The 17,148-nt window shown below is 76.2% G+C and carries 12 protein-coding genes; 5 read left to right on the top strand and 7 right to left on the bottom strand.

Annotated features, from left to right (window positions below; genetic code table 11):
- Positions 1-170: 170 nt before the first annotated feature.
- Complete coding sequence (locus N866_RS10190) at positions 171-1,745, top strand: zinc-dependent metalloprotease (protein WP_081802539.1); 1,575 nt, start codon at positions 171-173, stop codon at positions 1,743-1,745.
- Here N866_RS10190 and N866_RS10185 read toward each other — a convergent pair.
- A complete protein-coding gene (locus N866_RS10185) occupies positions 1,722-2,441 on the bottom strand; it encodes a M48 metallopeptidase family protein (RefSeq protein WP_081802538.1) in 720 nt (239 codons plus the stop codon). The two genes, N866_RS10190 and N866_RS10185, sit on opposite strands and share 24 nt — an antisense overlap.
- Before the next feature lie 311 nt (positions 2,442-2,752).
- Here N866_RS10185 and N866_RS21375 point away from each other — a divergent pair, with 311 nt between their 5' ends.
- Entirely contained in the window at positions 2,753-2,908 is a 156-nt protein-coding gene (locus N866_RS21375) for a DUF5679 domain-containing protein (protein WP_216699430.1), read from the top strand.
- A gap of 265 nt (positions 2,909-3,173) precedes the next feature.
- Positions 3,174-4,163 (top strand): ThiF family adenylyltransferase, encoded by a 990-nt coding sequence (locus N866_RS10180; protein WP_034225999.1) that lies wholly within the window; start codon positions 3,174-3,176, stop codon positions 4,161-4,163.
- Positions 4,164-4,220: 57 nt separating this feature from the next.
- Here the strand turns inward: N866_RS10180 and N866_RS10175 are convergent, their stop codons facing one another.
- The 3 genes from N866_RS10175 to N866_RS10165 all read right to left on the bottom strand — a co-directional run bounded on the left by N866_RS10175 (position 4,221) and on the right by N866_RS10165 (position 7,194).
- A complete protein-coding gene (locus tag N866_RS10175) occupies positions 4,221-4,574 on the bottom strand; it encodes a WhiB family transcriptional regulator (protein ID WP_034226009.1) in 354 nt (117 codons plus the stop codon).
- A gap of 133 nt (positions 4,575-4,707) precedes the next feature.
- A complete protein-coding gene (locus tag N866_RS10170) occupies positions 4,708-4,902 on the bottom strand; it encodes a hypothetical protein (RefSeq protein WP_155855289.1) in 195 nt (64 codons plus the stop codon).
- A gap of 285 nt (positions 4,903-5,187) precedes the next feature.
- Positions 5,188-7,194: an ATP-dependent helicase gene (locus N866_RS10165; protein ID WP_034226007.1), complete on the bottom strand. Its 2,007-nt coding sequence runs from the start codon at positions 7,192-7,194 to the stop codon at positions 5,188-5,190.
- Between the two features lie 218 nt (positions 7,195-7,412).
- Between N866_RS10165 and N866_RS10160 the strand changes: the two genes are divergently transcribed.
- Positions 7,413-7,634 carry a mycoredoxin gene (locus N866_RS10160; RefSeq protein WP_052022834.1) on the top strand — a complete coding sequence of 74 codons (222 nt, stop codon included), beginning with the start codon at positions 7,413-7,415 and terminating at the stop codon, positions 7,632-7,634.
- A gap of 84 nt (positions 7,635-7,718) precedes the next feature.
- Here the strand turns inward: N866_RS10160 and nudC are convergent, their stop codons facing one another.
- Positions 7,719-8,693 (bottom strand): NAD(+) diphosphatase, encoded by a 975-nt coding sequence (gene nudC / locus N866_RS10155; protein WP_034225992.1) that lies wholly within the window; start codon positions 8,691-8,693, stop codon positions 7,719-7,721.
- Positions 8,694-8,765: 72 nt separating this feature from the next.
- On the opposite strand from nudC, the gene N866_RS10150 reads away from it, so the two are divergent.
- Positions 8,766-9,953 carry a phosphotransferase gene (locus N866_RS10150; RefSeq protein ID WP_081802537.1) on the top strand — a complete coding sequence of 396 codons (1,188 nt, stop codon included), beginning with the start codon at positions 8,766-8,768 and terminating at the stop codon, positions 9,951-9,953.
- 1 nt (position 9,954) lies between these two features.
- Here N866_RS10150 and N866_RS10145 read toward each other — a convergent pair whose 3' ends face one another.
- Together N866_RS10145 and N866_RS10140 are read right to left on the bottom strand one after the other, a co-directional pair.
- Entirely contained in the window at positions 9,955-13,497 is a 3,543-nt protein-coding gene (locus tag N866_RS10145) for an ATP-dependent helicase (protein ID WP_034225989.1), read from the bottom strand.
- A complete protein-coding gene (locus N866_RS10140; protein ID WP_245612512.1) occupies positions 13,494-16,679 on the bottom strand; it encodes an ATP-dependent helicase in 3,186 nt (1,061 codons plus the stop codon). Before N866_RS10140 ends, N866_RS10145 begins: the two co-directional genes overlap by 4 nt.
- Positions 16,680-17,148 lie beyond the last annotated feature (469 nt).

Here is a 17,148-nt window from a genome sequence, read left to right as displayed (position 1 = left end):
CGGGCGCCGCCCGCGCGGCGGCACACCGGCAGGACCGCCCTCCGGCGACCGGCCCGCCGGCGGGTGCGGGCTGCGCCGTGAGCGAAGTGCCGTCCCACCACGGCCCGCGGCAGCGCCGAGGTGTCTACCGTGGGAGTCCGGCCCGACCGAGGGAAGGACCACCGATGAGCATGCCCCCCGACCGTCCCGACGAGCAGCCCGGGGTCCCGCCCCAGTGGGAGGCGCTCCTGCGCCAGATGCTCGGCGACGACGCCGACGCCGTGCTGCGCGAGATCGCCGAGCGGGGTGGGCTGCCGGGCATGGCCGACGCGCAGGGGAACCCCGTCGACCTCGCCCAGATGGCGGCCGCCGCAGGTCTGCCTGCGGACCCGGCGGCGCTCAGCCAGGTGTTCGGCCAGGTCCAGCGCCTCTTCGCGGCCGCCGGGGACGAGCCGGTCAACTGGGAGATCGCCCATGACCTGGCCCGTCAGGCCGCGGTCGCGGAGGGCGACCCGTCCGTCAACGCGGTGCAGCGCCGCGAGGCGACCGAGGCCCTCCACGTCGCCGAGCTGTGGCTGGACCAGGCGACGGAGCTGCCCGCCGGGGGCGGTCCCGTGCAGGTGTGGAGCCGTTCGGAGTGGGTCCACAGCACGATGCCGGCCTGGCGCACCCTGGCCGAGCCCATCGCCGAGTCGGTCGCCGAGGCGCTCTCGACGGTCCTGGCCGCCCAGGCCGACGACGTCACGGGCACGGACCCGTTCGGCGGCGCGATGGGCGACATGAGCGGGCTCCTCGCCGGGGCCGGTCAGATGATGCGGAAGGTCGGCGGCGCCGTCTTCGGCATGCAGGTCGGCCAGGCGGCGGGCACCCTCGCCCGGGAGGTCTTCGGCGGGACGGACATCGGCCTGCCGCTGCTCCCGGGGGCCGGCACGGCGCTCGTGCCCCGCAACGTCGCCGCGTTCGCCGAGGGACTCGACGTGCCGGTGGACGAGGTCCGGCTCTTCCTCGCGCTCCGCGAGGCCGCCCACGCGCGCCTCTTCGCGCACGTGTCCTGGCTGCGCGGGCACCTCCTCGGGGCCGTCGACGCCTACGCCCGCGGCATCACGATCGACATGGAGACGCTCGAGGAGTCCGTGCGGTCCATCGACCCGACCGACCCGGCCGCGCTGCAGGAGGCGCTGTCCGGCGGGGTCTTCGCGCCGCAGACCACCCCCGCCCAGCAGGCGGTGCTCGCGCGCCTGGAGACGGCGCTGGCCCTGGTCGAGGGGTGGGTCGACGAGGTGACCGCCGCGGCGGCCGAGCCGCACCTGCCGCACACCGCGGCCCTGCGCGAGATGCTCCGGCGCCGCCGCGCGGCCGGCGGCCCGGCCGAGGACACCTTCGCGACCCTCGTGGGCCTGGAGCTGCGGCCGCGCCGGTCGCGCGACGCCGCCCGGCTATGGGCGCAGATCGCCGCCGACGGCGGTCCCGCGGCACGCGAGGCCGTGTGGGACCACCCGGACCTCATGCCGACCGCCGAGGACCTCGACGACCCGTCCGGCTACGCCCGGCGTCGGGCCGAGGACCGCACGGAGCACGCCGACCTCGACCGGGCGCTGGCGGAGATCTTCGAGGAGAGCGACGCGGGCACCCCGTCGTCGCAGGAGCTCACGGCGTCCGGGGAGGGCGCGTCCGAGGGCGACCCCGAGGAGGGCAGGTCGGACGACAGCCGCCCCGGCGAGGACGGCTCCGACGACGACGGCTCAGCCGGCGGCGCCCGTCCCTGACGCGGGGCCGGGTACGCCCGGGCCGTCCCGGGCGTCGTCGGACGCGCCGTCATGCTCCAGGGCGTCGTCCGGCAGACCGTCGTCGTCCAGGTCGTCGGGCGCGCCGTCGTCGTCCAGGTCGTCCTCGCCCTGCGGGAGGTCCGCCGCGTACGCGTAGCCCTCGAGGAACCCGCGGGCCCGCTCGGTGCGCGGGTACGCGGCGACCGCCGCCCAGAAGTCCTGGCCGTGCCCGTGGTGGATGAGGTGCGCCAGCTCGTGGACCAGCACGTAGTCCAGGACCCATCCCGGCATGCCGCGGACGCGGTCGGAGATGCGGATCGTCCCGTCGGACGGGGTGCACGAGCCCCAGCGCCGGCCCTGGTTGGTCGACCACGCCACGCTCGTGGGACGGGCCTGGCCGCCCAGGTACCGGCGGGAGAGCTCGGCGGCGCGGGTAGCGAGACGGTCGTCCGACGGCCGTCGGCGCCGGTCCTGCGCCTCCAGCTTGGAGACCATCCGCCGCACCCACTCGCGCTCCTGCGCGACCGTGAAGCGCGCGGGGATGGCCACGACCGTGCGCCCGTTCTCCCGGAAGGCCGTGACGGTCCGGACGCGTCGCGCGCTGCGGCGGACCTCCACCGGCGCCTCCGCGCCCTCCCGACCCGCGGGAGCGTCGCCCGGCTCCGCGTCCGGTGACGCCGCCTGCCGCCGGCCCATCGCTGCGGCGACCGCTCGGCGCGGGGGCGCGCCCGGAGCTGCGGCAGGGCGCAGGTGCGGTCCGGACGCGGGTGCGACCGGCACGTCGTCGTGGGGCACGGGCCCACCGTAGCGCGCGGCACCGACACCACCGGTGACCCGGGAGCGGCCGCGACACGCGTGGACGCGCCGAGCACGCCCGATCGGACATCCCCGCACGCGCGCACTACGCTGTCGGACGCGTGAGGACACCGGGGGCAGGATCTGCCCCCGGGCTCACGACCGGCCGGGTGATTCCACGTCCGGTACGCCAGATGTCGAAGGAGAACCTCATGGCCGAGACCTACAAGGGCGAGTTCTACTGCGTGAAGTGCAAGGAGAAGCGCGAGGCCGAGGGCGATGTCGTCGTCGCCAACGGGCGCCGGATGGCGAAGGGCACCTGCCCCGTGTGCAGCACCAAGCTGAACCGGATCCTCGGCAAGGCCTGACACGAGCTGACACCAGCGCTGCAGAAGGCGGCCCCCGTCCGCGGGTGGGCCGCCTTCTGCATGTCCGGCGCCCTGGACAGCGGGCACGCCGCACGTCCGGCACCTGCACGTCCTGCAGCTGCACGTCCGGCCCTCTGCGCCGTGGGCGACCCGCGAGGTCTGCCGCTGAACGCCCGGCCCCGCACGGGTCGGCCACCCGCACCTGTGGACAACCGGGGCGAGCGGTCTCCGTGAGCCACCCTGGTCCCCGACGGAGGGGGACACGGTGCGACTACGAGGCGGGCTGCCGGTGCTGTGGCGCGGGCTCACGGAGCTCCAGGTCGGCACGGACCCCCGGTGGAGCACCGCCCTGACCGACCTCAGCCCCGCGGCCGCCCGCGCGCTGGCCGGCCTGCCCTCGGGCAGCGACGTCCGGCTGCTTCGGAGCCGCCTCGATGCGGCCGGCACCCCGACGGACGAGGTCGAGGCCGTCATCGGTCACCTCCGGCGCGCGGCGCTCCTGGTGGACCCGGCAACACCCCGCCCGACGACGCCGGACGCGCTGGCCTGGTCCCTCGTGGACGGACCGGGCGCGGGACCCGACGAGCGCACACGGGAGGCCGTCCGCGTGGAGGGCCTGGGTCGCGTCGGGCTCCGCATCGCCGCGGCGCTCGCCACCGGCGGCGTCGGCAACCTGGACCTCGTGGACCCGGCACCCGTCGCCCCGGGGGACGTCGAGGTGGGCGGCTACGGCGCGCAGGACGTCGGCTCGTCGCGGGTCGGTGCGGCGGCTCGCGTCCTGCACGACGCCGTCCCCGGGGTCCGACTCACGCGCACCAGCCGGCCGCCGGCACTGGTGGTCCTGGTCGAGCACCACGTCGCGGACCCGGTCCGCCACCGCGACCTCCTCGCGGACGGCGTCCCCCACCTGTCCGTGGTGATCCGCGAGGCGTCGGTGCTGGTCGGGCCCCTCGTGCGTCCCGGTGACGGGCCCTGCCTGCGGTGCCTGGAGCTGCACCGGGCGGACCGGGACGAGCGCTGGCCGGCCCTGGCCGCCCAGCTCGTCGCGAGCCGGTCGTCCTTGCTCGGCGGCGAGGAGGTCACGCTCGCCGCCGTGGGTGCCGGCCTCGCCGCGGCCCAGTGCCTCGCGCACCTGGACCGCCGCGGCACCGCCGCGACGGGGACGGCGCTCGAGGTGCGCCTGCCCGACGTCGTGCCCCGCTCCCTGACCTGGGGCACGCACCCGGGGTGCGGCTGCACGACGCTCCCGCCGTGACACGACGGAGCCCCCGACCGTCAGCGGTTCGCTGACGGTCGGGGGCTCTCCTGGGCGTCACGCCGCCGGGGCGGCGGACTCGTCCTTGCGCGGTCGGCCGCGGCCCCGCTTGCGCGGGACGACGACACCGCCGACGAAGACCTCGCCACCCCAGACACCCCACGGCTCCTCGCGGTCGACGGCGCCGGCGAGGCAGCCCTCGCGCAGCGGGCACTCCTGGCAGAGGGACTTCGCGAGCTCCACGTCGGCCGTGGACTCGGCGAACCACAGCTCGGCGTCGTGCTCCCTGCACGGGATGAGGGTCGCGACCAGCTGGTCGAAGGTGTCCGCCTCGGTGGCGGTGGGCGTCGGGGTGGGCCAAGGGCCGGATCCGCCCTGGTTCAGCGTGTCGAGCAGCGTGGTGAGCCGCACGAGGTCCTCCCGGGTGTGGAGATGGGTCAGCTGGTTCTCGCCGGGACGGCGGACCCTCGTGACCACCCCTGGGGTGGGAAGACGAAGGCCGCGGGTCCCGAGTGGACTCCGCGGCCTGTGCTGCTCGGGTCGGTCAGACCCGGTGAGCCCTGGGTACGGAGTCGGTCGTGAAGGTCGGGGTGCCGAGACGGCTGGCGCCGCCGGCAAGGCCGCGGAGGCGGGACGCGTCGCGTCCGGCTGCGGGCACACCCGTCCCCTGGATCGAGGCGGCGGTGGGCGCGATGCGCACGTCGCGGTACCAACCGGTCATCGGGATCTGCTTCTCCATCACTGCCACCTCCTCTCGATCCGGGCCCGGCCTCTCGGCTGGACCGCTCCTGCAAGGACGGGAGAAACCCTAGGACCGCCGCGACAGGCGGCACAAGCGATTATTCGATCGGATTCCGGAACGGCCGCTGCCGCTGCCCTGACACGCCACTGACCTGCATCGATGCGTCGAGGGCCGGATCGCCCGCCGTCGGGAGAGGGCACGCGGTCCCACCACCGTGTGCGACCGGGCGAGCGGCACGGGGCGCGCGGGCGAGCGCACGGGGCGCGCGGGCGAGCGGCGCGGTCAGACCGGGGTCGCGGCGCCGCCGTGGCGCGCCACGATCGCCAGGAGCGACGGGCCGTAGCGGTCGATCTTGGCGGGTCCGATACCGCGGACGCGCGCGAGCTCGCTGGTCGATGCGGGTCGGGTGGCGGCGACCTCGGCGAGGCACCCGTCCGGGAGCACCGTCCACGCCGGCTTGTGGCTGTCGACGGCCACTCCGCGCCGCCACTCCTTCAGGGCGTCCAGCAGGACGGGGTCCGCGTCGGCCCGGTCGACCGGGCGCTCGACGCGCGCCGCCGACGGCCGGCGCCGCCCCCCGGCGTCCCCGTCGGGGAAGATCCGGTCCAGGAATCGGGTGCGTGTCCGGCTCGCCCGGCCGCCCGGCGTGCGCGCCCGAGCCCACGAGAGCTCCAGGTGCTCCCGCGCCCGGGTGATGCCGACGTAGAGCAGGCGGCGCTCCTCCGCGACCGCCGCGTCCGTCTCCGCCAGGGAGATCGGGACGAGCCCCTCGCTGAGCCCCGTGAGGAACACCGCGTCCCACTCCAGCCCCTTCGCCGCGTGCAGGGACGCCAGCGTGACCCCGTCCACCGCCGGGGCGTGCTGCGCGGACGCGCGCTCGTCGAGCTCGGCGACGAGGTCCACGAGGGTCGCGCCCTCCCGGCTGCCGACCTCGTCGGCCAGGGCGACCAGTGCCTGCAGGGAGTCCCAGCGCTCGCGGAGGGCGCCCCGCGCGGCCGGGGCCTCGGCGGACCAGCCCGCCGTGGCCAGGACGTGCCGGACCGCCTCGCCGACCGGCTCGTCGGCCGTCGAGCGGGCGGCGCCGCGGAGCAGCACCATCCCGTCGCGGACCTCCTTGCGGGCGAAGAACCGCTCGCCGCCGCGCACGAGGTAGCCGATCCCGGCGTCCGCGAGGGCCTGCTCGAACGCCTCGGACTGCGCGTTGGTGCGGTAGAGGACCGCCACCTCGCGGGCGGGGGTCCCCGCCTTGATCAGGCGGCCGACGCGGGCCGCGACCCCGGCAGCCTCCGCCTCGTCGTCGTCGTACGCCGTGAGGCCCACCGGGGGACCGGGCGGACGCTGGGCGACGAGCTCGAGGCCACCGACCTGGTCCCGCCCGGCCGCCCGCAGCGTGCGGTTCGCCAGGTCGACCACCTGCGGTGTCGAGCGGTAGTCGCGCACGAGCCGCACGACCTGGGCGCCGGGGTGCCGCTGGCCGAACGTGAGCAGGTGGTACGGGGTCGCACCGGTGAAGGAGTAGATCGTCTGGCTCGGGTCGCCCACGACGCAGACCTCGTGCCGGTCGCCGAGCCACTGGTCCAAGAGGTGCTGCTGGAGCGGGGACACGTCCTGGTACTCGTCGACGACGAAGTGCCGGTACTGGCGCCGTACCTGGTCGGCGACATCGGGACGGGACTGGAGGATGCCGGCCAGGACGAGCAGGACGTCCTCGAAGTCGATGACGCCACGGTCGGACTTCGCCTCCTCGTAGGCCGTGAGCAGCCGCGCGACGCTGGCGGCGTCGAACCCCGCGGGCGGCGGGCGGTCCGCGGCCGCGGCGGCGGCCACGTAGTCGTCCGCGGGCACCAGGCTGACCTTCGCCCACTCGATCTCCGACGCCAGGTCCCGCACGCCGAGGCGGTCGACCGACAGACCGATCCCGGCCGCCGCCTCCGCGACGAGCCGCGCCTTGTGGTCGACGAGGCGCGGCACCGCGCCGCCGACCACCTGCGGCCAGAAGAACCCGAGCTGGCGCAGCGCGGCGGCGTGGAAGGTGCGGGCCTGCACCCCCACCACGCCGAGGTCGCGCAGGCGCGTCCGCATCTCCCCCGCGGCGCGGGCGGTGAACGTCACGGCCAGCACGTTCGTGGGCGCGTACGTGCCGGTCCGCACCCCGTAGGCGATGCGGTGGGTGATCGCCCGGGTCTTGCCGGTGCCCGCTCCCGCGAGCACGCAGACGGGACCCGTGAGGGCGAGGGCCACGGCGCGCTGGTCGGGGTCGAGGGCGTCGAGGAGGGCGTCGGCGGACATCGGCACGAGTGTCGCAGGCACCGCCGACACGGCCCGCGTCGGACCGTCCGGCCAGGGGACGGGAAGCAGGACGTGGGCCCCGTGGTTACGGTGACGACAGACCCGGCGCCCGCGCGGTCCGGGACCGCGACAGCCCGTCGCGGCCGCCGCGCGGCGCCCCACCGTCCAGAAGGGACCACGACGTGACGACGACCCTCCCCGAGACCGGCACCGTGACGATGTTCTCGACCACCTGGTGCGGCTACTGCCGTCGGCTGAAGTCGCAGATGGACGACGCGGGGATCGCCTACACCGAGGTGAACATCGAGGAGCAGCCCGACGCCGCCGCGTTCGTCGAGCAGGTCAACGGCGGCAACCAGACGGTGCCGACCGTGCTGTTCCCGGACGGGACCGCCGCCACGAACCCCTCGCTGGCCGACGTCCGCGCGCGCCTGTCCTGACCTCACGCCCTCCGCCCGGGGTGCCCCGCACCCCGGGCGCGGGTCCGCCGTCCCCGGGCCGAGCGCTCCCGGTCGGCCCGACGGTCACTCGCCGCCGATGCGCTCCCCCAGCCAGTCCTCGATGAGGGCCCGCGCCACCGACGTGCGCATCGGCAGCAGCACCTCGCCGGTCCGGACCGCGGCGGTCAGCTCTTCCCGGGTGAACCAGCGCGCCTCGGTGATCTCCTCGTCGTCCAGACGGAGCTCGGTGGTGGTCGCCCGGGCGACGAACGCGAGCATGAGCGAGGCCGGGAACGGCCAGGGCTGGCTTCCCCGGTAGGCCACCTCGCCGACGACGACGCCGACCTCCTCCGCGACCTCGCGGCGGACCGCGCCCTCGAGGGACTCACCGGGCTCGACGTAGCCGGCGAGCGTCGAGAAGCGGCGCTCGGGCCAGTGCGGCGCGTGGCCGAGCAGCAGCCGGTCCTCCGCGTCGATCACCGCCATGATCACGGCGGGGTCGGTGCGGGGGTAGTGCTCGCTGCCGTCCTCGGTGCAGCGCCGCGTCCAGCCGGACAGCTCCGCCTCGGTGCGAGCGCCGCAGCGGGCGCACCGGGGGTGGCGCTCGTGCCACGCGGCCAGCCCGACGGCCGTGGCCGCGAGCCCGGCGTCCCGGTCGCCGAGCGCGTGCCCGACGTCCCGCAGGGTCGACCAGACCAGGCGTCCGACCAGGTCGTCGGCCGACGTCGGGACACCCTCGATGTCGACGGTCCCTGTCCCGGCCCACGCGGTGTCGGGCAGGACGACCGCCTGGTACGCGGCCTCCTCGTCCTCACCGAGGTAGAGGCGCAGGACGCCGTCGGGGGCGCGGTCCGGGGCGAGCGGGCCCAGGTCGGCCGGCCGGCGGAGGTCCAGGCGGACCTCGTCGCCGTCGCCCACGACCGCGAGACGGCCCTCGTGCAGGAGCAGGACACGGGTGCGCGGGTCGGACCAGCCGTCGACCAGCGTGCGCGCGTCCGCGCGGCGCAACGCGGCGCGGTCGACGGTCGCGCGGGACAGCGGCAGCCTCGTCCAGTCCACCGGATCACGGTACGCCGTGCCGACGTGTGTCCTCGGCGACGGTCGAGGGGTCCTCGCAGGTAGCGTGGGCGCGTGCCGCGCTCTCCCCTCGCCCTCGCCGCCCTGGCGACGGTCGCCGTCCCCGGTCTCGACGCGTTCGACGTGCGTCCGGCCGGCCAGACCGGTGGGGACGTCGACGCCGCGGTCGTCCTCGGCGCCGACGGACGGCGGTGGGTCGTGCGCGCCCCGCGGACCGCTGCCGCGGGTGCGGCGCTCGAGGCCGAGGCGACCCTGCTGCGTGCGCTGGTCGAGCACGTCGACGCGGACCGGCTGCCGTTCGAGGTCCCTCGGCCGACCGGCTTCGTCCACCTGCCCGAGGGTGGCCGGGCGATGGTGCACCCGCTGCTGCCCGGGCGGCCGCTGCCGCTCGAGCGGCTCGGCCCCGGGCCGGGTCTGGCCGCCGACGTCGGCCGCGCTGTCGCCGCCCTGCACCAGCTGCCGCTGTCGACGGTCGAGGACGCCGGGATGCCCGTCTACGAGGCGGAGGCGTACCGGCAGCGGCGACTGGCCGAGGTGGACGAGGCGGCGCGCACCGGTCGCGTGCCGGGCGGGCTGCTGCGTCGGTGGGAGCACGCCCTGGAGGACGTCGCGGTGTGGCGCTTCCAGCCGACCGTCGTGCACGGGGACCTGTCCAGCGAGCACGTGCTGTGCCGCGGCGAGCGGCTGACCGGCGTGCTCGGCTGGTCGGATGCCAAGGTGGCGGACCCCGCCGACGACCTCGCGTGGCTCCTCGTCGCCGCACCGCAGGAGGCGGTGGACCCGATCCTCGAGGCCTACAACCTGCACCGGACGGAGCTGCGCGACCGGCACCTCGCCGACCGCGCGCTCCTGGCCGGTGAGCTGGCCCTGGCCCGGTGGCTGCTGCACGGCGTCCGGACGGATGACCCCGAGATCGTCGACGACGCGACCGCGATGCTCGTCGAGCTGGACGAGCAGACGTCCGTAGAGGACCCCCCACCGCCGCCCGTGAGCGGTTGGGCGCTGCCCGCGCCGGCGGACGATGCGGGCCCCGAGCCGGGGGACGCGCCGGAACCCGACGCGGCCCCGCACGGGGACGGGGACGCGGTCACGGACGCGACCCCGGAAGCGGACGCGGAGGCGGACGCGGACACGGACGCCGACTCCCTCCCGAGCGAGACGTCCGAGACCTCCGACGACGACCTCCGCCCTGTCGGCCCCGATGACGACGGCGACGTCGCGGGCGGGTCGACCCGCGCCTGAGTCACGGGGTCCAGGTCCCGCCGCGGATCACCTCCTCGAGCTCGTCCACGTCGGGCAGTGCGGCAGGCCGGAGCGTCTCCCCGCTGCCGACGTAGTAGAACCCCGCCCGGACCTGCTCCAGCGGCAGCCCGCGCCACCTCGCCCATGCCAGCCGGTAGAGCGCGAGCTGGAGCTCCCGGGTCCGGAGGGCAGCCGGGTCGGTGGGCGGTCGTCCGGTCTTCCAGTCGACGACGACGACGCCACCGTCCGGCTCGGGGAAGACGGCGTCGATCCGCGAGCGGACCACGAGGCCGCCGACCGGCGTCTCGACATCCACCTCGATGGCGAGCGGCGTCCGTCCGGCCCACTCGGACTCCAGGAAGGTGCGCTGAAGGTCGGCCAGCACCGGGTCCAGCGGCGAGGAGTCGTCGTCCGCGCCCGGCAGGGCGTCGAGGTCCACCAGCGCCGCCCGGCCGTACCACTGCTCCACCCAGGCGTGGAAGGCGGTGCCGCGCCGAGCGTGGACGGAAGGCGCGGTCGGCACCGGCCGCCGCAGCTGTCGGGCGAACTGCTCGCGGTCGTCGGCGAGCCGGACCACGGCGGAGGCGGACAGATGGGCAGGCAAGGTCACGGAGGACCGCTCCGCCCGGCGTCGGCGGCGCTCGGCCAGCAGCACCTCGACGAGGCCCTCGAGGTGGGCGAGGTCGCCGAGGTCGTCGAGATCGGCGGTGCCGTCGCCGTCGCCCCCGGCCTGTCTGCCGGGCCCGGCGGTGCCGTCGCCGTCGGCCCCGGCCTGCCTCCCGGGCGAGGAGCCAGGTAGCTCCTGGGCGTCGCGCGCCAGGGCGGCGAGGACCGCCCTGGCAGCCCGGCCTACCCGTGCCGTGCGCTCGACGCCCAGCGGCGCGACGATCGGCCACGTCGGCGGGTCGACCTCCGGCACCTCCGGCTTGACGGGTCGCTGGCCCGCGGCGTCGTCGGTCGGCGACGGCGCCCAGGCGAGGCGCTTCACGCGGATCGGCTCGGCCGCGGCGACCGGCTCGGACTCGGCGACCTCCTCGAGGAATGGCGCGGACGTCGTCGGCCTGCTGCCGTCACGCCACCACGAGCCCGTCAGCAGCAGGTGGGAGCGCGCGCGGGTGACGGCGACGTAGGCGAGGCGACGCTCCTCCTGACGCAGGTGCGCCGCGTTGTCGACCTTGAAGGTCTCGAGCCGGCCGTGGAGGTCGGCGAGGTCCTGGACGCCGCTGAGCCGCAGCTCCGGGAGGTTGTCGCGGTCTCCCCGCAGCGTGGTCGGCAGGCTCCCCCGCTCGGTGATCCACCCGTGCGTCTTGGGCTTGTCGGGGAAGGTGCCCTCGACGAGGCCGGGGACCGCGACGACGTCCCACTCCAGGCCCTTCGACGCGTGCACGGTGAGCAGCTGCACGGCGGCAGGGTCCATCTCCGCGACGGGCGCCTCGAGGCCCCGCTCCTCGGTCTGCGCGGCGTCGAGCCAGGCCAGGAAGGCGCCGACGCCGGTGACGTCGGCGGAGTCGCTGAACGAGGCCGCGACCGCGCGGAACGCGTCGAGGTTCGCCCGCGCGGCGGCAGCGCCCCGGCCCGGGACCGCCGCGACCTCGATGTCCAGGCCCAGCATGCGTTCCGTCTCGGCGACGAGGTCCACGACGGGGAGGAAGGCCTGCTGGCGGAGCGCGCGCAGAACGGCGGAGAGCTCGGCCAGCCGCGCACGCCCCGGCCCGGACAGCGACCGACCCCGAGCACTGGTCCATCCCGCCGGCGGCAGCTCGTCCAGCGCGTCGACGATGCTCCGGTCGTCGACGACGTCCGGCTCCGGGGCGGACCCGCCCGGGGAGCCGTCCCGGTCGTCGACCGCGCGCCCCGCCTCCGGGTGCGGGGGGTCCTGGGTCGGCGCCGTCGCGGTCGAGCCCTCGGCCTGCCCGGACGCTGCCGGCTCGGTCGAGCGGTCCCGGCGCTCCGCAGCGCGCCGCGACCGGCGGACCTGCTCGCCCGCCCAGTCCCCCAGTGCGACGAGGTCCGCCGCGCCGAGCCGCAGTCGCGGTCCGGTGAGCAGGCGCATCAGCGAGTCGCCGCGCGCCGGGTCGTGGACGACCTCGAGCGCGGCCACGAGGTCGACCACCTCGGGCGTGCTGAGCAGACCACCGAGGCCGACGACCTCGACCGGCAGCCCCGCCTCCCGCAGCGCCGCGTCCAGGAGCCCGAACTGCGAGCGCTTCCGGCACAGCACCGCGGCGGTCACGGGCTCGGGGCCTCCGTCGTCGGGTGCGGCCTGTCCCTCGCGGCGCGCGGTGAGGAGGGCGCGGCGGGTCGCCACGAACTCGGCGACCGCACGCGCCTCCTCCTCCACGGTCGCGTGCATCGCCACCGCGACCTCTCCGCCCCTGGCGCCGGGCCGGGCTGCCAGGACCGGCAGGTCGACGGCCCGGGAAGCGTCCCGCAGCGGACCCGCGACGACGTTCGCCGCGGCGAGCACCGCGTGGTCGTTGCGCCACGACGTGGACAGGGCCAGGACGCGGGCCGGCCTCGTCCCGTCGGCGGTGCGGGCGGGGAACTGGTCGGGGAACCGCTCGAGCCCTCCCGCACTGGCTCCCCGCCAGCCGTAGATGGACTGGTGGGGGTCGCCTACGGCGGTCACGGCATGACCGAGGCCGTCGCCGGCACCGCCGAACAGGTGCCCGAGGAGCTGGAGCTGAGCGACCGAGGTGTCCTGGTACTCGTCGAGCAGCACGACGGCGAACCGGTCCCGCTCGGCCCGTCCCACCTCGGGCACCTCCTGCGCTAACCGGGCGGCGATCGCGACCTGGTCGGAGAAGTCGACGAGGTCGTGGGCCCTCTTGCGGGCGGTGAACTCCACCACGAGGTCGACCAGGGCCGCCCGGTCCCGCAGCGAGCCCACCACCTTGTCCACGTCGGTGCGGTGACCGGCGCGGGGCCTGTCCCCGGGCGGGACGGACACCAGGACCTCGACCAGACGCTCGGCCTCGGCACGGAGCGCCTCCGGCTCGCACAGGTGCTCCCCCAGGGCGCCGGCGAGGTCCAGGACGGCGGCGGTGACGGTCGAGGGCGCGAGGTCCAGGCCGAGGTCGACCGCCCAGTGCTCGACGACGTCGTAGGCGAGCTGCCAGCGTGCGGCCTCGCCGAGGAGCCGGGAGCCCGGCTCGATGCCGAGCCGCAGCGCGTGATCACCCACCAGGCCGGAGGCGTACGAGTTGTAGGTGGAGATCGTGGGGGCCACGAGGGCGGAGCCGTCTGCCCCGATGCCCCGGCGCCGCAGCATCCGCAGGCGCCGACGGACCCGGTCGGAGAGCTCGCCCGCCGCCTTGCGGGTGAAGGTCAGACCCAGGATGCGGTCCGGTTCGACCAGACCGTTGGCGATGAGGTGGACGACGCGCGCGGACATGGTCTCGGTCTTGCCCGAGCCCGCGCCGGCCACGACGAGGAGGGGTTCCAGCGGTGCCTCGATGACGGCGGCCTGCTCGGGGGTCGGGGCGTGCTGGCCGAGCCGCGCGGCGATCTGGGCAGCGCCGAGGAGCTCGGCCGTGACGCTCATGCCCCCACCGTCCGACCCTCGTCCTGGACGGGGCACGACCGACGGACGGGGCAGACGCGGCACAGCGCGTTCTCTCGGGCGGCCATGACCGATCGGCTCACCGTGGCGGCCACCTCCTCGACGAGCGCCTCGGCCCAGCCGGGCTCGGCGTCGTCCCGCAGGGCCGTCTGCTCCTTCACGGCGGGGGACTTGTTGACCGTGCCGACGTACACCAGCGAGGCGCCCGCACTGCGGGCGGGGCCGCCGAGGACCTCCTCGAAGGCCCCGGCCTCGATGGCAGCCTGGTACGCGCCGAGCTGCGCGTGCCGCTCGGTCTGGGCCTGGGTGGCAGCGGTGCGGCCGGTCTTGAGGTCGACCACGCGGACCAGCGCGACGCCGTCGTCGTCGGTCCCGACCCGCTCCAGGCGGTCGACCGCTCCACGGAGGACCACGCCGCCCAGGTCCACACGGAACTCCTGCTCGACGGCGGCGACCTCGTGCCCGGCGCGCAGGTACCGGCCGAGGTGGTCCAGCATCTTCTCGGCCCGCCGCCGCTGGGCGGCACCGATCCAGCCCTCCGCGAGGCCGAGTCGCGGCCAGAGCCGGTCGAGCTCCTGACGGAGGCGCTCGGCGTCACCGTCCGGTACCGCCGCGGCGACCTCGTGCAGCAGGGTCCCGAGGGACTGCTCCCCCGACTGCCCCGGCCGACCGCCGGCCTCCTCCAGCGCCCACCGCAGCGCGCAGGTGGAGACCGACTCCAAACGCGAGGGCGACAGGGTCACCGTGGCACCGGGCTCCCACAGCGGGGCTTCGGTCGAGAGGGCTCGCACGCCGATCCACTGGTCCGGGTGGGCTCCGGGGACCTCCTCCCGCGCCAAACGGGCGAGCAGCGCGGCAGCTCGATGGTCCGCTGCGGCGTCGCCGTCCGCCTGCTGCTCGAGAACCGCTCGGCACCGGGCGACGGCGCCGCGCAGGTCGAGGGCCCCCGGGACGGTCACGTGGCGGTCGCGGTCGACCTCGTCATCCGGCTCGGGGTCCACCAGGTCGAGGAAGGCGGAGGGCTGGTGGTCCGCGTCATCGACCGCCGTGACGACGAGGCGCCGGGTCGCGCGGGACACGGCCACGGCGAAGGCCCGCAGCTCGTCGTCGAGGACTGCTGCGCGTGCGGCGGTGGCGTCGTGGGTGCCTGGTGTCGCACGGCCGGCCAGGACGTCCACGAGCTGCTGGGCGCCGAGCATCGAGTCACGCAGGCGCAGGTCCGGCCACGTCCCCTCCTGGACGCCGGCCACGACCACGAGGTCCCACTCCCCGCCGGCGGCACCTGCGGCGGTCAGCAGCGACACCGCCTGGGTGGCGTCGCCCTGAGCTGCCAACGTGTCGGCGGGCAAATCCTGCGCCTGCAGGTGGTCGAGGAACGCGGTGACGGGCGCCTGCGGGAGGCGGTCGACGAACTGCTCCGCCGCCTTGAAGAGCGCCAGCACGGCGTCGAGGTCACGGTCAGCGCGTGCCCCGCCCGGGCCGCCCGCCAGCGCCGTGCGCCGCCAGGGCTCGGCCGAGCCGCAGGTCTCCCACACGGCCCACAGCACGTCCAGCACCGTGGCCCCGGGCGACCGTGCCGCACCGGCGCCTGCCTGGAGGACGTCGACGACCCGTCGCACGGGACGACGCACCGCAGGCGGCAGGGCGTCCACACGGTCGGCGTCGGTGAGCAGCTCCGCCAGCAGGGCGTCGCTGGCCCGCCCACCTCCCAGTGCGACCTCCTCAGCCCGCAGCGTCCGCCTCAGCCGGCGGAGCCCGACGGAGTCCAGCCCGCCGATCGGCGAGGTGAGGAGCGCTGCGACGTCCTCCGCGGCGGGCGCCGTCTCGGCGACGGCGCACGACGCCGCGAGCAGCAGGGGTCGGACGGCAGGCTCGGCGCGCAACGGCACGTCGCTGCCGGTCACCGTCACGGGGACCTGGGCACCCAGCAGGGCGCGACGCAGCTCCCCGACCTGGGCACCGGAGCGCACGACGACGGCCATCCGGTTCCACGGGAGGTCGTCGTGGAGCCGGGCGGACCGGAGGAGGTAGGCGACGTAGGCGGCCTCCTGCGCCGGGGACCGCAGCAGCGCGACCCGGACCTCGCCGGGCGGCCGGTCGTCGGGAGCCGAGGCCGACCGGGTGGCGCGGTCGGGTCCGTGGATGTGCCGGGTGACGGCGCCGACCGCCGCACGCACGGCGGCACCGTGCCGGTGGACGTAGGGCAGCGTCAGCTCCTCCGCCGCGAACGCCCCGAGCTCACTGGCGACCGGACCGATGGACGCCCGGTCGACCAGCCCGGGCGTGGCGCCCCGGAAGGTCTGGACGGCGCTGTCCGGGTCGGCCAGCAGGACGAGGTCCGCCCCGTCCTCCACCACGGCGTGCAGCAGTCGGGCGGTCGCCGCCGTCGCCTCCTGGTAGTCGTCGACGACGACGAGGGACCAGCGAGGACGGGCGGACGCGGGGACCTCCGACTCCCACGCACGCAGGGCTTCCGCCGCCTCGTCCACGACGACGGCCGGGTCGAATCGACTCCCGAGGTCCGGTGTGCCCGTCCTCAGGCGCGTCACGGCCAGGTACTCGGCGTAGACGGTCGCGGCGGCCACCCACTCGGGCCTGCCGTGGCGCCGACCGAGGCGCTCGAGGTCCTCCGGTCGGAGCCCTCGCTCAGCGGCACGCATCAGCAGGTCACGCAGCTCGTCGCGGAAGGCACGCACTCCCAGCGCCTCCGCCGGGACCGACGGCGGCCACCGGACCGCCGCCCCCTCACCCGCAGCGTGGCCCTCCAGCAGGTCGGCGAGCACCTGGTCCTGCTCCGGACCGGTGATCAGCGCCGGCGGCGGCTCGCCGAGCAGGGCGGCCCGGGCCCGCAGGATCGAGAAGGCCGCCGACGGGGCGGTCCGGACGACCGGTTGTCCGGTGGTCCGTGCCAGCCGTGCCGACAGCTGGTCACGCAGGCGCGCCGCCGCCCGACGGGTCGGCGCGATGAGCAGCACGTCCTCCGGGGCAAGCGCACCGGACGACACCCGGTCCGCCGCCAGGGCGAGCGCCGTCGACGTCTTCCCGCTGCCCGCCGCCCCGCGGACCAGGAGGGCCGGGCCCCGGTGCGCGAGCACCACGCGCTGCACATCGTCCAGCACGGGTGACCGCGGCGCGGGCGGCGGCGGGAGGAGGGTCAGCGGCACGGCGACGATCCCATCACAGGCCACCGACACGACCTGACCGCCTGCCCGCGGCCCTCGAGCCGCCCGCGGCACCGCTGTGGAAAGCCCCTTCGCAGCGAGCACGCGTCCCGCTAAGGTCCGAGCGCATGAGACAGGGGGCGTTTCACAGTGGTCCGCGCGCGCACCGACCAGGACGAGGTCGGCTCGCACTACTGGCCGGACTCCTTGCCCTGACCGGCTGCACCACCGGGGCCGACCAACCCGAACCGGCCGCCAGCCCCACAGCCGAGCGCACCGAGACAGCCGCGCCGACAGCTACTCCCGTCCCCACCGCCGAACCCGTCATCGCACCGGTCCGGCCTCCCGAGATGAACCAGGCCGACGAGGCAGGCGCCATCGCCGCAGCGGAGTACGCACTGCTGCTCGCCCACTACACAGTCGCGACGGGGAACCTCGAGGAGTGGGATCCCTGTGCGTCAGGCTGACGTGA

Origin of the sequence: Actinotalea ferrariae CF5-4 (assembly GCF_000603945.1) — a bacterium.
Taxonomy (GTDB): Bacteria; Actinomycetota; Actinomycetes; order Actinomycetales; family Cellulomonadaceae; genus Actinotalea; species Actinotalea ferrariae.
This window is presented reverse-complemented; position numbering and strand designations above follow the sequence as displayed.

Bases quoted from the DNA above. Each gene is read 5' to 3' on its own strand.
- N866_RS10190 (WP_081802539.1), top strand. From the start codon at position 171: ATGCCCCCCGACCGTCCCGACGAGCAGCCCGGGGTCCCGCCCCAGTGG.
- N866_RS10185 (WP_081802538.1), bottom strand. From the start codon at position 2,441: ATGGGCCGGCGGCAGGCGGCGTCACCGGACGCGGAGCCGGGCGACGCT.
- N866_RS21375 (WP_216699430.1), top strand. From the start codon at position 2,753: ATGGCCGAGACCTACAAGGGCGAGTTCTACTGCGTGAAGTGCAAGGAG.
- N866_RS10170 (WP_155855289.1), bottom strand. From the start codon at position 4,902: ATGGAGAAGCAGATCCCGATGACCGGTTGGTACCGCGACGTGCGCATC.
- N866_RS10165 (WP_034226007.1), bottom strand. From the start codon at position 7,194: ATGTCCGCCGACGCCCTCCTCGACGCCCTCGACCCCGACCAGCGCGCC.
- N866_RS10160 (WP_052022834.1), top strand. From the start codon at position 7,413: ATGTTCTCGACCACCTGGTGCGGCTACTGCCGTCGGCTGAAGTCGCAG.
- N866_RS10145 (WP_034225989.1), bottom strand. From the start codon at position 13,497: ATGAGCGTCACGGCCGAGCTCCTCGGCGCTGCCCAGATCGCCGCGCGG.